The organism is Staphylococcus sp. HMSC034C12, assembly GCF_001835895.1.
Lineage (GTDB): Bacteria > Bacillota > Bacilli > Staphylococcales > Staphylococcaceae > Staphylococcus > Staphylococcus hominis.
The window spans coordinates 219563-234680 of record NZ_KV826331.1 but is presented as its reverse complement, the minus strand read 5'-3'; the positions used below and the strand labels follow the sequence as shown (position 1 = coordinate 234680).

At 30.7% G+C, this 15118-nt stretch carries 11 protein-coding genes and 1 pseudogene; 8 read left to right on the top strand and 4 right to left on the bottom strand.

Features of this window, described 5'->3' with window-relative positions; translation table 11 throughout:
* The 4 genes from HMPREF2629_RS11310 to HMPREF2629_RS07755 form a co-directional block, all read left to right on the top strand.
* The coding region (locus HMPREF2629_RS11310; protein WP_256325156.1) for a hypothetical protein at nucleotides 1-537 on the top strand (537 nt) is incomplete at its 5' end.
* Between the two features lie 221 nt (nucleotides 538-758).
* On the top strand, nucleotides 759-1850 hold the full coding sequence (locus HMPREF2629_RS07765) for a bifunctional 3-deoxy-7-phosphoheptulonate synthase/chorismate mutase (protein ID WP_049379592.1): 1092 nt from the start codon (nucleotides 759-761) through the stop codon (nucleotides 1848-1850).
* Nucleotides 1851-2113: 263 nt separating this feature from the next.
* Nucleotides 2114-3103, top strand: a complete 990-nt coding sequence (gene ccpA, locus HMPREF2629_RS07760; RefSeq protein ID WP_017176097.1) for a catabolite control protein A — start codon at nucleotides 2114-2116, stop codon at nucleotides 3101-3103.
* Between the two features lie 251 nt (nucleotides 3104-3354).
* A complete protein-coding gene (locus HMPREF2629_RS07755; RefSeq protein ID WP_019835462.1) occupies nucleotides 3355-5022 on the top strand; it encodes a formate--tetrahydrofolate ligase in 1668 nt (555 codons plus the stop codon).
* Nucleotides 5023-5292: 270 nt separating this feature from the next.
* Here HMPREF2629_RS07755 and HMPREF2629_RS07750 read toward each other — a convergent pair whose 3' ends face one another.
* The gene (locus HMPREF2629_RS07750; protein WP_049379591.1) at nucleotides 5293-6180 is read right to left on the bottom strand and encodes a transglycosylase domain-containing protein; all 888 of its coding nucleotides are present in this window, start codon (nucleotides 6178-6180) and stop codon (nucleotides 5293-5295) included.
* Nucleotides 6181-6526: 346 nt separating this feature from the next.
* Between HMPREF2629_RS07750 and tyrS the strand changes: the two genes are divergently transcribed.
* The gene (tyrS, locus tag HMPREF2629_RS07745) at nucleotides 6527-7789 is read left to right on the top strand and encodes a tyrosine--tRNA ligase (RefSeq protein WP_061544502.1); all 1263 of its coding nucleotides are present in this window, start codon (nucleotides 6527-6529) and stop codon (nucleotides 7787-7789) included.
* A gap of 66 nt (nucleotides 7790-7855) precedes the next feature.
* Here the strand turns inward: tyrS and HMPREF2629_RS07740 are convergent, their stop codons facing one another.
* A complete protein-coding gene (locus tag HMPREF2629_RS07740; RefSeq protein ID WP_070813255.1) occupies nucleotides 7856-9112 on the bottom strand; it encodes a S1C family serine protease in 1257 nt (418 codons plus the stop codon).
* A 167-nt stretch (nucleotides 9113-9279) separates the two neighbouring features.
* Between HMPREF2629_RS07740 and HMPREF2629_RS07735 the strand changes: the two genes are divergently transcribed.
* The 3 genes from HMPREF2629_RS07735 (at nucleotide 9280) to HMPREF2629_RS07725 (ending at nucleotide 13149) form a co-directional block, all read left to right on the top strand.
* On the top strand, nucleotides 9280-9897 hold the full coding sequence (locus tag HMPREF2629_RS07735; protein ID WP_049379588.1) for a lysophospholipid acyltransferase family protein: 618 nt from the start codon (nucleotides 9280-9282) through the stop codon (nucleotides 9895-9897).
* Between the two features lie 468 nt (nucleotides 9898-10365).
* Nucleotides 10366-11826 (top strand): N-acetylglucosamine-specific PTS transporter subunit IIBC, encoded by a 1461-nt coding sequence (nagE, locus tag HMPREF2629_RS07730; RefSeq protein WP_070548496.1) that lies wholly within the window; start codon nucleotides 10366-10368, stop codon nucleotides 11824-11826.
* A 195-nt stretch (nucleotides 11827-12021) separates the two neighbouring features.
* Nucleotides 12022-13149, top strand: coding sequence for an HAD family hydrolase (locus HMPREF2629_RS07725; RefSeq protein ID WP_054105802.1), 1128 nt, complete (start codon nucleotides 12022-12024; stop codon nucleotides 13147-13149).
* Nucleotides 13150-13196: 47 nt separating this feature from the next.
* Here the strand turns inward: HMPREF2629_RS07725 and serA are convergent, their stop codons facing one another.
* Nucleotides 13197-14792 (bottom strand): phosphoglycerate dehydrogenase, encoded by a 1596-nt coding sequence (serA, locus tag HMPREF2629_RS07720; protein ID WP_070813254.1) that lies wholly within the window; start codon nucleotides 14790-14792, stop codon nucleotides 13197-13199.
* A pseudogene (locus HMPREF2629_RS07715) lies at nucleotides 14782-15118 on the bottom strand (alanine--glyoxylate aminotransferase family protein); the annotation flags it as partial. The pseudogene HMPREF2629_RS07715 and the gene serA, both read right to left, overlap by 11 nt.

The following is a 15118-nucleotide window of genomic DNA, read 5'->3' as shown; positions in this document are numbered from 1 at the left end:
AAACAAGAAGAAACAGATGCACTTGCAGCACAACATCGTGCAATTCAAAATGAATCAGCAATAAATCAATTATCTAATCCAGCAAGAAGTCATCAAACTCAAAACAGCGAAAATGAGTCACAAGCTTCTAAAATTGCATCGGCAGCTAGAACTAAGCAAACTAAGTTAAAAGATAATAAAGATGTAGCAAGTAATACTCGAAAATTATTTGAGGAGGCACCAATAACATCCTCTAAATATGATAAAGTGCCTAATTTGATAACTAAAAATCATAAGTCATTTAATAAAGATGAAGAAATAACAAAAAATAAACAAACTCACCATGATGCTAAATTTGAAAAAGGAGTTATTACTCACCAACATCAACCATCTCAATCAAATTCAACTCAAAAAAATAAAAACCATAATCAAAAACGTAAAAATCAGAATCGCAAAAATCAGAATCGCAAAAATCAGAATAAAAACAAAACGCCAAAGCAACAACAAAGAGCTGAAAAAGCAAATAGTAAAATAGAAAAACGTACATTTAATGATTAATCTTTTTAAAAGAGCAGTGTAATATTTTACATTGCTCTTTTAATTCTTTATATAGTATTATTAATTATATTAATTTTAATAATTCAGAAATATCAGAAAATTTATTTGATTTATAGTTGAATATTTTTAATGTAATTGTTAGAATACTATCTAAATACAATTATTTTACCGCTTTAAAGTAATATAATTCAGTATAGTAAAATTTATTGAGGTGAGTATGAATGTCTACAAAGTTAGAACAATATAGGGAAGAGATAATTTCAATTAATAATCAAATTCTAGACTTATTATCAAAAAGAGGGGAATTAGCCCAAAAAATAGGAGAAGAAAAAATTAAGCAAGGTACTAAAGTTTATGACCCTCAACGAGAAAAAGAAATGATTAATGAATTAATGGATCGTAATAACGGACCATTTAATGATAATGTAATTAAACAATTGTTTAAAGAAATCTTTAAAGCGTCTACTGATTTACAAAAATCAGAAAATGAAAAACACTTATATGTTTCAAGAAAATTAAAACCGGAAGATACAATTGTAAAATTTGATAACGGTGGAGTTATTGGTGATGGAAATAAATCATTTGTATTTGGTCCATGTTCTGTTGAATCTCAAGAACAAGTTGATGCAGTAGCTCGTGATTTACAAGCCAAAGGTGAGAAATTCATTAGAGGCGGTGCATTTAAACCAAGAACATCACCATACGATTTCCAAGGATTAGGAATTGAAGGGCTTAAAATATTGAAAAATGTTAAAGATAAATTCAATCTTAATGTTGTTAGTGAAATTGTAAATCCAGCTGATTTCGAAATTGCTGATGAATACTTAGATGTCTTCCAAATTGGTGCAAGAAATATGCAAAATTTTGAATTACTTAAAGAAGCTGGACGTACAAATAAGCCAATCTTATTAAAACGTGGTTTATCAGCTACTATTGAGGAATTTACATTTGCAGCTGAATACATTGCTTCTCAAGGTAATAAAAATATTATTCTATGTGAACGTGGTATTCGTACTTATGAAAAAGCTACTCGTAATACACTTGATATTTCTGCCGTACCTATCTTAAAACAAGGTACTCACTTACCAGTAATGGTAGATGTTACACATAGTACAGGACGTAAGGATATTATGTTACCGACTGCAAAAGCAGCACTTGCTGTGGGTGCAGACGGAGTAATGGCAGAAGTACATCCAGATCCATCAGTAGCTTTAAGTGATAGTGGTCAACAAATGGATTTAAATGAATTTGATAAATTTTATAATGAATTAAAGCCATTAGCTGACATGTACAATTCTAAACAACTTAAATAAAACATCATACTTTAATTTACTAGCTATTCATTTTTACTAAAATATAGGGCAATATAGAAAGTTTTATATTTAACTTCTATATTGTTCTTTTTTAGTTAAAACGAATAGTTTTATTTTGATTTTATTAAATCTATTAACTAAAATTTGACACAATTGTGAATATAAGTCTTATATATTTGACACATAACCAATTTATGATAAACTTTGAAAATGAAATGAAAACACGTTATAATAATAAATGAAACGCTTACAAGGAGGAAATTATGACGGTAACTATATATGATGTAGCTAGAGAAGCTCGTGTATCTATGGCAACTGTATCACGAGTAGTTAATGGCAATCAAAACGTAAAACCAGAAACACGTAAAAAAGTAAATGATGTTATTCAAAGATTAAATTATAGACCAAATGCTGTTGCAAGAGGACTAGCTAGTAAACGTACAACTACAGTAGGCGTTATTATACCAGATATCTCTAATATTTATTATTCTCAACTTGCTAGAGGTATTGAAGATATTGCAACAATGTATAAGTATCACTCTATCATTTCTAATTCAGATAATGATTCAGAAAAAGAAAAAGAAATTTTTAATAATTTGTTAAGTAAACAAGTAGATGGCATTATCTTTTTAGGTGGTACAATTTCTGATGAAATCAAAGATTTAATTAATCATTCTTCAGTTCCAGTTGTAGTATCTGGCACAAATGGTAAAGATGACAATATCGCATCTGTTAATATCGATTTTGCTAAAGCTGCCAGAGAAGTTACAGAACAACTTATTAAAACAGGCGCAAAAGATTTTGTACTTGTAAGTGGAGATTATTCTAAAAAAGCTCAAGAAGATGTACTAAGTGGTTTAAAAGATGCTTTAAACAAACATCAATTAAAGTTAAATAACACTATAGAATTATCAGGTTCAGAAAGCTATAAAGACGGAGTGAATGTCTTTGAAAAATTAAAAAATAATTTGCCTGATGCTATATTATCTATTAGTGATGAACAAGCAATTGGTATTTTGCATAGTGCTCTTGATGCTGGAATAAAAGTTCCAGAAGAACTACAAATCGTTAGTTTTAATAATACGCGTTTGGTAGAAATGGTTAGACCTAAACTATCTAGTGTCATTCAACCATTGTATGACATCGGAGCAGTAGGTATGCGTCTTCTTACTAAATTTATGAATGAAGAAGACATTGCAGAACCTAATGTAGTTTTGCCACATAGAATTGAATATCGAAATACTACTAAATAAAGTAATGTAGAAAAAAAGGATAAAATGAATAATTTTATCCTTTTTTAATATATAGGTTACTGTAATATAATTATGTAAACCTTTTAATATTACTAAATTTATTTTTAAGGAAATTAAATATTTTTGTAAACGCTATCAAGTATTCGACATATATTTGTTTGTTAGTTATTATAAAGTAGTAAGATGATTTGGTAGTTATTTCTAAATATCTTATTACATAAAATTTATTTTAAACAAGGGGTTGAAATAATTTGGCACATTTATCAGATTTAGATATTGCTAATCAATCAGAATTAAAACCAATTGGAGACATTGCAAAAAAAGCAGGAATACCTGAACATGCTTTAGAGCAATATGGACACTACAAAGCTAAAATTGATATTAATCAAGTTCAATCAAAAGAAGAAAAAGGTAAAGTTGTCTTAGTAACTGCAATGAGCCCTACACCAGCTGGTGAAGGTAAATCAACTGTAACAGTAGGCTTAGCTGATGCTTTTAATGAGTTAAATAAAAATGTAATGGTTGCTTTACGTGAACCTGCTTTAGGGCCAACTTTCGGAATTAAAGGTGGCGCCACTGGTGGGGGATATGCGCAGGTTTTACCTATGGAAGATATTAATTTACACTTTAACGGCGATTTCCATGCAATTACAACAGCGAATAATGCATTATCAGCATTTATAGACAATCACATTCATCAAGGTAATGATTTAGCAATTGATGTACGTCGTGTTGAATGGAAACGTGTACTTGATATGAATGATCGTGCATTACGTAATGTCATTGTTGGGTTAGGTGGACCAACTAACGGTGTTCCACGTGAAGATGGTTTCAATATCACTGTAGCATCTGAAATAATGGCGATTTTATGTTTAGCTCGTAATATTAATGATTTAAAAGAAAAAATCAGTCGTATTACAGTTGGTTATACTCGTGAGCGTAAACCAATTACTGTTGCAGACTTAAAAGTTGAAGGCGCTCTTGCAATGATACTTAAAGATGCAATTAAACCTAATTTAGTACAAACTATTGAAGGAACACCAGCACTTGTACATGGTGGACCATTTGCTAATATAGCTCATGGTTGTAACTCGATTTTAGCAACTGAAACTGCACGTGATTTAGCAGATATTGTTGTTACAGAAGCAGGATTTGGTTCAGATTTAGGCGCTGAAAAATTTATAGACATCAAAGCACGTGAAGCGGGCTTTGAACCTTCTGCAGTTGTCCTAGTAGCTACTGTTCGTGCATTAAAAATGCATGGAGGCGTTGGTAAAGATAATCTAAAAGAAGAAAATGTTGAAGCAGTTAAAGCTGGTATTGTTAATTTAGAGCGTCATGTTAATAATATTAGAAAATTTGGAGTAGAACCTGTGGTTGCTTTAAATGCGTTTGTACATGATACTGAAGACGAAACTGAGGCAGTTAAAGCTTGGGCTAAAGAAAATAATGTACGAATTGCCTTAACAGAAGTATGGGAAAAAGGCGGTAAAGGTGGCGTTGATCTTGCTAATCAAGTTCTTGAAGTCATCGATCAACCACAAGAATTTAAATTCTTGTATGATTTAGATCAATCATTAGAAGAAAAAATTGAAACAATTGTAAAAGAAATCTATGGTGGTTCTTCAGTAACGTTCAGTAAAAAAGCAAAAAAACAATTAAAAGAATTTACCGACAATGGATGGGGCAAATATCCAATCTGTATGGCTAAAACACAATACTCATTTAGTGATGATGCAACCGCTTTAGGTGCACCAACTGATTTTGATATAACTATCAGAGAATTAGAAGCTAAAACAGGCGCTGGATTTATTGTTGCATTAACAGGTGCAATTATGACAATGCCGGGATTACCTAAAAAACCAGCGGCATTAAACATGGACGTCACTGATGAAGGTCATGCAGTAGGATTATTCTAATTTAGATTAAAAAAAGCGTTTGAGACATTTACTGTCTCAGACGTTTTTTTTGTTTTACCAACAAATTTCATCATTTTGTTGGTAAAATTGCATGTGAAAAAACAAGCGATTTAGCAACAAAACCAAGTAAAAAACGAATTTCAGGTAATTTAAATGATATATCGATATTTTGTGTTATTACTATCATATATTTATTTTAAAAGGTTCTTAAATTCAATACTCATAAATCATTTAAATTAATATAATGTGTGATATAAGATATTAATTGGTTCATTGAGGCTTAGTTAATAAATGATCATAAATAGTATATTGTTTTGCCTGTTGATATGTCTTTTTACTGATTACCCCTTCCACTAGCATTCGTTTTAATACATAATGCTGACGGTCAATACTAATTTTAACTTCGTTATAAGACTTCAAATCACCATTATCTTCATACGGTGTATACGTATAAGGGCTTTGCAATAAGCCAACAAGATAAGCAGATTGTGCAACATTTAACTTGGAGGGGGGAACGTTAAATAAACTATAGGAAGCAGACGCAATTCCAGTTATATTTGCACCATTATAATCGCGTCCAAACGGTACAATATTTAAATATGTATAAATAATTTCATTTTTAGATAATATTTTTTCAAGACGCATCGCTAATATAATTTCATTTGCCTTACGACTATATGTTTTTTCATTTGATAAGACTTGATTCTTTATTAATTGTTGTGTAATTGTACTTCCGCCAGAACGAGAATTTAAACTTAAAACATCTTGTATCATTGCTCTTATTAACGCTTTTGGTAAAATTCCATCATGTTTAAAAAATAATGTGTCTTCAGAAGATATTAATGCTTTAATTACGTTTGAATTTACATGTTTTGGACCTACGATGAGAGAGTTTTGAGAATGATCATACTCAGTTAAAATATTTTTATCGTGATTCAAAATCTCATCACCTGAAAAGTGTAGTACGCGATGTTTTAATTCAGTATCACTTATATTTGAAGCTTCTTGAGTGAGATGATGAAAATAAGTGGCAGTACCAAGAACAATAAGTATAGAACCTAAAACTACAATACTCAAAAGGCCTACCATAATATGTTTTATAAATTTATAATTTTTTTCAAACGTTTTAAATTGAACCTCTTTAAATAATAATTTCATGGTAGTCCTCCTAAAATTTAAATACAGTATATCATATCTAGCATATTTGACTTTTAGAAGAGGTTTTTTTATAATTATTATCAATTCAATATGTATTGAATAAGAGGAGAAGTAATATATAAATTAACTTAACAGAGAGTTAGTGGATGCTGTGAACTAACATGTGTTTATATATGAATACACCTCATACTTATTTATTCAACGTTTATTAATGAGCGTATCATTAATAGAGTAAACAATTCTACTTGAATTGTTAAGTATGGTGGTAACGTGCATAAGCGCCCTTACATTGTTGTGAGGGTGCTTTTTTATTTAATAAAAATAAATTTTATAGGAGGATATAGCTATGTCAAATGCATTACTAGAAGAATTACAATGGAGAGGTTTAATTTATCAACAAACTGATGAACAAGGTATTGAAGATTTATTAAATAAAGAACAAGTAACGTTGTATTGTGGTGCAGATCCAACTGCTGATAGTTTACATATTGGTCATCTTTTACCATTTATGACATTACGTCGATTCCAAGAACATGGTCATCGTCCAATAGTACTTATTGGTGGAGGCACTGGTATGATTGGAGACCCATCTGGTAAATCTGAAGAACGCGTATTACAAACTGAAGATCAAGTAGCAAAAAATGTCGAAGGCTTAAGCGCTCAAATGCATAAATTATTTGAATTTGGCACAGATAAAGGAGCCGTACTCGTTAATAATAAAGATTGGTTAAGTCAAATTTCACTAATAAGTTTCCTACGTGATTATGGTAAACATGTAGGTGTCAATTATATGCTAGGTAAAGATTCAATTCAATCACGATTAGAAAATGGGATTTCATATACAGAATTTACGTATACTATTTTACAAGCAATTGACTTTGGCCACTTAAATCGTGAACTTAATTGTAAAATTCAAGTTGGTGGTTCTGATCAATGGGGTAATATTACAAGTGGTATTGAGTTAATGCGACGTATGTATGGTCAAACAGAAGCTTATGGTTTAACTATTCCATTAGTGACAAAGTCTGATGGTAAAAAGTTTGGGAAATCAGAATCTGGAGCTGTTTGGTTAGATGCTGAAAAAACAACACCGTATGAATTTTATCAATTTTGGATTAATCAATCTGATGAAGATGTTATTAAATTCTTAAAATACTTTACATTCTTAAGTAAAGAAGATATTAATCGCCTTGAACAATCTAGAGATGAAGCACCACATTTACGAGAAGCTCAAAAAGCACTTGCTGAAAATGTAACAGAATTTATTCATGGTAAAGAAGCACTTGATGATGCAATTAGAATTTCAGAAGCATTATTTAAAGGTGATTTAAAATCTTTATCAAGTAAAGATATCAAAGCAGGGTTTAAAGAAGTACCTCAAGTTGAAGTTTCTAAAGCAACAACTAACATTATTGATGTTTTAATTGAATCTGGAATTGCTTCCTCAAAACGACAAGCAAGAGAAGATGTAAACAACGGAGCAATTTATATTAATGGTGAAAGAGAACAGTCTGTTGATCACAACTTAACTGATGAAGATAAATTTGATAATGAATTTACAATTATTCGCCGTGGTAAGAAAAAATACTTTATGGTAAATTATAAATAATCTTATCTGAGAAGGATATATTGAAAACGAGGTTAATCCATTATTTTGGATTAACCTCGTTATTTATTATCGAATAAATTGACTATTATTATCTTCAGAATTATATGATTGCGAAGATATTGCTTTTTGATTTTTAAGAGTGACTGATACGTCTTTAGTTTTACCATCACGTATAACAGTCAACTTCACGGTTTCACCTGGCTTTTTATTTTGATATAAGTATGTTCTTAGATCGGTATCATCATCTACTTTTTTACTATCTACTTTAGTAATGATATCGCCAACTTTTAATTCACTAGAGTGGCTAACTTTTGCTACATACACACCAGTATCACGATCAGTTTTTAATTCTTTTTTATAAGAATCTGGAATATCACTTAAGTTAAGTAACCCTATTCCAATTGAAGGACGTTCTACTTTACCATGTTTAACGAGTTGTTCAATTGTAACTCTTACTTCATTACTTGGGATTGCAAAACCAATACCTTCAACTTGGTCAGCAGCAATTTTCATTGAATTAATACCTACTAAATTACCATTAACATCTACTAATGCACCCCCAGAGTTACCAGGATTAATTGCTGCATCTGTTTGTAGCACATTCACTTTAGTTCCACCAGAAGTGGTATTAGATTCAATTGTACGTTCATTTGCAGAAATAATACCTGATGTTACTGAGTTAGCAAATTCTAAGCCAAGTGGGTTACCCATTGCGAAAACACTATCGCCAGTTTGAACTTTAGAAGAATTTGCGAATTTCATTGCTTTAATTCCTTTTTGAGAATCAATTTTTAAAACTGCAATATCTGAAACTACATCTGTACCTACAAGCTTTGCTTCTACTTGTTTACCATTATGTAATTGTACTTTAATTTGTGATGCACCATCAATAACATGATTATTAGTGACGATATAAGAAGAATTGTTGTTAATTTGATAAATAACACCAGAACCGATACCAGCTTCTTGTGCTTTAGTTGATTTACCTTGTAATAAATCGTCAAAACTTGTTGCCTTTTGCATGTTGATGACACCTACAATAGCAGGAGAGACATCTTTGATCATGGCATTAACCGATTTATATTTATCACTTTTACCGTCTAACACATTGCCACCTTTATCATTTGTAGCTTGTTGGACTTGAAATCCACCACTATTTGAATCATCTCCATTCATAAGTCGATTAACTCCTAAAACAATTAATGCTCCTATGATACCAGCGATTAGAGCAATAATAATAATTCTAAACCATGGAAATTTCGGTTTAGGTGGACGTGAATGTTGATAATCACTGGATTGAAAATATTGATTATATTCTGTCATATGAAACCTCCGTATTTATTTTAACCATTATCTCAATTATGAAGAAAATATTTAAATATTTCTAGTAAATAGCTATCAGACTTAAGATGTATCTTTTAAAATCTTGTTCACGTGATAAGTTAATGATAAAATCGACTAAGTGTAGAAACTTAGAAGTAGGTGACAAAATGTATAAATTTATTAGTAAATTTTTAGAATTAATAATCGTAAAAATGGCACGTTCATTACATATTGTAGGTAAAGAGAACATTCCTAAAGATAGTAAATATGTTGTGACTTGTACCCATGAAAGTTATAATGAAGTGATTTTATTAGGATTAGCTTTAATTCCAAATGAAATTCATTATATGGCTAAAAAAGAATTATTTAGTAATAAATGGGGTGGCAAATTTTTAAGATCTTTAAATGCTTTTCCAGTAGATCGAGAAAATCCGGGACCTAGTACGTTAAAGCAACCTGTTAAATTATTGAAAGATCATAAAACAGTAGGTATCTTCCCAACAGGTCATAGAACTTCAGTTGAAGGCGCGCCTTTAAAACGTGGAGCTGCAACGATTGCTATGCTAGGTAAAGCACCAATCTTACCAGCTGCTTATGTTGGACCAACGAAGTTACATGGTTTAGTCACTGGTCAAGCGATGATTAAATTTGGTAAACCTATTTATCAGTCTGACATACCTAAAGATTTAAAGCGTAACGAAAAAATTGATTTTCTAACTAAAGAAATAGAAAGACGTACAACACAGTTACAACATGAACTTCATCTTATTCAAGAACGTCTTTAATAGATATTGATAGCGTTATTCATCAGAAGATTTTCTAAATAGAGAATCTTCTTTTTTCATAAATAATTGATAAATGGATGATAGAAGTACAATGAGTGAAAATAACAAGTTTTTAAGAAATCTATTTTCCGTTAGTACCATATATTATCTAATGTATTGTTCTTGTTATTTTGACTTTAATCATTTTTATTTAGTCAATGTGGAAAGATTATTTAATAAAAAAATGGATTTGAAGTAAAATACCAGTTAATTATCTCAATCAATAATAAAAATCACTTATAATATCTTATTAAATATATATATACGTTTTAATCTTTATTGGTTAAAGCGTATCTTTTTTATATTGTCATCACATAGTCTATTTATATAAAATAAACATATAGCGTAACCGCTTACAAATATGGTAGATTATATATTGGACTAAATACATAAAAAATATAATTTTTAATAAATAAAGGAGAATAAAAGATGTTTAAATTCTTTCAAAATCTCGGAAGATCGTTAATGCTCCCTGTAGCTGTTTTACCAGCAGGAGCAATCATAACCGGGATAGGTAACTTACTAAACGCACTTCATGTTCTTCCCACAGTAGCCATGTTCTTTTCAATTGTAGGAACAGCTATTTTAGGACAATTAGGATTAATTTTTGCTATCGGTGTAGCTATTGGTATGGCTAAAAAGAACGATGGGGCGGTTGCTTTGGCAGGTGCGTTAGGATATGCTATGGTAACGAAAGTATTAAATCCAGAAAATGTGGCTACGTTATTTAATATAAAAGAAAAAGCAGTTAACTTAGGCTTTACAAAAATGGATAATTCTAATGTATTTCTTGGTATTATTATCGGGTTAATTGCAGCATATTCTTTTAATAAATTTAGTGAAGTTGAATTACCTATAGCCTTGTCATTTTTTAGTGGTAAACGATTAGTACCTATTATGACTGTATTTTTTAGTACCATATTAGCAGTTATACTATTATTTATTTGGCCTATGGTCTTTTCAGGCATTGTTGCATTTGGAGAATGGTTAGTAGGTTTTGGTTCATTCGGGGCATTTTTATATGGTGTCTTTAATCGATTACTTATTCCTACTGGTTTACATCATGCATTGAATGCAGTATTTTGGTTCGATACAGCAGGAATTAATGATATTGGTAAATTCCAAACAGGTGTAGATGCAGTAAAAGGTATAACAGGACGTTATCAAGCAGGTTTCTTCCCAATTATGATGTTTGGTATACCAGCAGCAGCACTTGCAATGTATCACAGTGCTGAGACAAAGCAACAAAAGCAAGTATGGGGATGGTTTTTAGCAAGTGCTATTTCAGCATTTGTAGTAGGCGTTACAGAGCCAATTGAATTTGCATTTATGTTTGTTGCACCTGTACTTTTTATCATACATGCCTTATTAACAGGACTTTCATTACTTATTGCATCTCTATTTCATTGGACTGCGGGATTCTCATTTAGTGCAGGATTAATTGATTATGTTTTATCGCTAATTAATCCAGTCGCTAATCACCCTTTAATGCTATTAGTTCAAGGTATTGTATTCTTTATTTTATATTATATTATTTTTAGAATTATGATTAAAGTATTGAATTTAAATACAATAGGACGTGGTGATAACTTACTAGCTGATCCAGTAGTAGAAGAAACGACGACTACAGATAAATCAAAAAGTGGAAAATATCATCAACCAGCTACACAAATATTAGAAGGTTTAGGTGGAAAATCTAATATTGATAGTTTAACAAACTGTGCTACACGACTTCGCTTAGAACTAAAAGATAATACAATTATTGATGAACAAAAAATTAGAAATGCTGGAGCTGTTGGGGTGACGAAAAATGGCCACCATTCAACACAAGTAATTATTGGTACACATGTTCAACAGGTAGCAGATGAAATTGAAAAACAGTTGAAATAATTCAATAGAAACAATAAAAGCGACAATATATGTCCAAATCATTTGTTACACTATAGTCCTATTGATAAATATTGTTTATATAAAAGAGCTAATGCTAGATTTTAAGCATTGGCTCTTATTTTTATTACATTGACTTTATATAAATGTTCGTTATGATTATAAGTATCAGAATAGTCAAAAAATGGAGAGATGTCGATGAAATCAATTTTATTTGATGTAGATGGTGTGTTTTTAAGTGAAGAACGTTGCTTTGATGTATCTGCCTTAACAGTAGAAGAACTATTAAAGAGTGATGACTTTTTAGGTTTAGATAGCGCTCAAAATTTTAATTATATGAATGATGAATTAATTGAAGATATAAGAACACGAGTATTTTTAAATGATCAAATTTTAAATCAATTAAAATCTTTAGGCCTTAATTCTAACTGGGATATGCTATTTGTTGTATTTAGTATTCACTTTATCCATCTCTTGAAACAGTTGGATTCAGAAACAATTAGACAAGTGACTCATGTTGAAACGTTTTCAGTTGAGACTCTACGTGAATTACAATCTTATAATGATCAATTTAAAGTTAATTATGCAGTACCGTTAAAATTTATTCAAAATAGTCAAAGTGGTAAAGAGAATATTTATCTTGAATTAGAAGGTTATGCAAAAGATCAATTAAATATTGAAAATGCTAAATTATTTAATTTAAAAAGTCCACTTTGGAATTTAGCTAGAGCAGTATATCAAGAATGGTATTTAGGAACAACTTTATATGAAAAAGTAGAAAAACTTACTCCTTTGTCTATTCCTAAATCTGGTTTTATTTATGAAGAAATGATCTTACGTCCTGTGGAAGAAATTAAAACTTTATTAAATGATATAAAACAAGCAGGTTTTAACATTGCCATTGCAACTGGTAGACCAAGAACAGAAACCATTGTTCCATTTGAATCCTTTGGTCTTAAAACTTTTTTTAATGAAAAGCATATTGTTACAGCGAGTGAAGTATTGAAAGCTGAGTCAGTATTTCCAAAAGAAGGGCCACTAGGTAAACCTAATCCATTTAGTTATATTGCAACTCTTTATGGAAACAATGAGAGAGATTATTTGCACTATATTCAAAATCAAACACATATTGTTAATGAGGATGATGTATTTATTGTTGGTGATTCATTAGCGGATTTATTATGTGCTAAAAAGATTGGGGCAACATTTATAGGTACTTTAACTGGTTTAAGTGGGGAAGGAGCAAAAGAAGAGCTAGAGCAACATGGTGCTGACTATATTGTTAATCATATTTGTGACATTAGACATATTCTACTTAATAAATAATAAAAAGAAGGGAACGCCGAATATTATCGTCGTTCCTTTCTTATTTATTATATTGATAAAGTTGTACCGTAGATTTTATCAAAATCACCAATCTCATATAATTCTTTAATAACTTGTTGAGTAATAGGTTGATCTACTGACAGAATCATCATTGCTTGTCCACCTTCAGAACTTCTTCCTAAAGACATTGAAGCAATGTTGATATCATGTTTACCGAGTAGTTGACCTGTTAAACCTACCATTCCTGGTAAGTCTTTATGATAAGAAATAAATTGATAAGCATTAGGTTTAAAATCTACTGAATAATCATTAATTCTTACAATACGTGCACCAAATCCGTCTATTACAGTTGCACCAATTTTCACCTCTTCATGTTCACTTATCAAATTAATTTGAATATAATTGCTGAATGTCCCCTGTGAAGCACGATTTTCAATATGATGAGTGATACCTTGTTCGTTTAATAATGCAATAGCATTAATTAAGTTCACGCGTTCACCTAAATTTTGTTTTAAAATTGACGTGACGATTGAGCGAGTAATTAAATCAGCTTCTTTTTTAGCATGTTCTCCGTTAAAAGTCACTTTAATCTCTCTAGGCGCATCATCTAATAATTGAATTGCCAATTCACCTGAAAGCTGGCTAATACGAAGCCATTGTTGTGTTTTCTCATCAATATGATTTAAGTTTAACTTAGGTGCATTGACTGCGTTTGTAACATTACCATTTTCTAAAATATCAATGATTTCTTCAGCAACTGATACAGCTACTTTTTCTTGTGCTTCAATCGTAGATGCACCTAAATGAGGAGTTACAATAATATTTTTATGATCGAGCAGCGGTGAATCTAGAGGAGGTTCATTTTCAAATACGTCTAATGCTGCTCTAGCAATTTGATGTTGATTTAAGGCATTAAGCAAGTCGTTTTCATTAATAATTCCGCCTCTAGCTACATTAATAATTTGTAACGTTGGTTTAGCTTGATTAAAGAAATGAGCATCGATAATACCTTTTGTTTTAGGTGTTAATGGTGTGTGAACGGTAACAAAATCTGAACGTTGAGCAATTTCATTAATTGTTGCTAGTTCAATTCCAAGTTGCTCTGCTTTTTCTTTAGTCAAAAAAGGGTCATAAGCTAAAATAGTCATACCAAAACTTTTTAATCTTTTTGCTACACCTAAACCAATACGTCCTGCTCCAATGACGCCTAATACTTTTTGATATAATTCAACTCCTTTAAATGCTTTACGATTCCATTCTTTATTCTTTAGTGATGTGTAAGCTTGCGGTATATTTCGTGCCATTGCTAGAATCATAGCAACTGAGTGCTCAGTAGCAGAAATCGTATTTCCATCGGGAGCATTTACAACGAGTATACCATTTAGAGTTGCTGATTTTATATCAATATTATCCACACCTACACCGGCTCTAGCAATAACTTTTAAGTTTGAAGCATGGTTAATAATAGATTCTGTGACTTGAGTTTGACTACGTACGATTAACCCTTGATAGTTAGGAATAATATCGACAAGTTCTTTTTCAGTTAAACCAGATTTAAAATCAACCTTAAAATCAGGATGATGGATTAAACTTTGTAAACCTTCTTCTGAAATTGGATCTGAAACTAAAATATTATGCGTCATGTTGAATTACCTCCGTAAATTTTAGCGTAGCTTTGCCAATATAATTGACTTTACGATAATCTGTAAGAATGATTTCTAAAGCTGAAACAACAGATAAAATATCAAAAGGTGACACTTTTCCCATGTGACCAATTCTCAAAATGGTTCCTTTTAGTTTGCCTTGACCACCAGCAATAGTAATATTAAATCTTGATTTTAGTGTTGATTTAATATATGTTAATTCGTCTTTATCGTGAGGGATAAAAGAAGTAACAGTAGGAGAGGCATATGAGTCTTTAGTAACTAATAATTTTAAATCTAATGCTTTTAAACTTTCTCTTAAACCA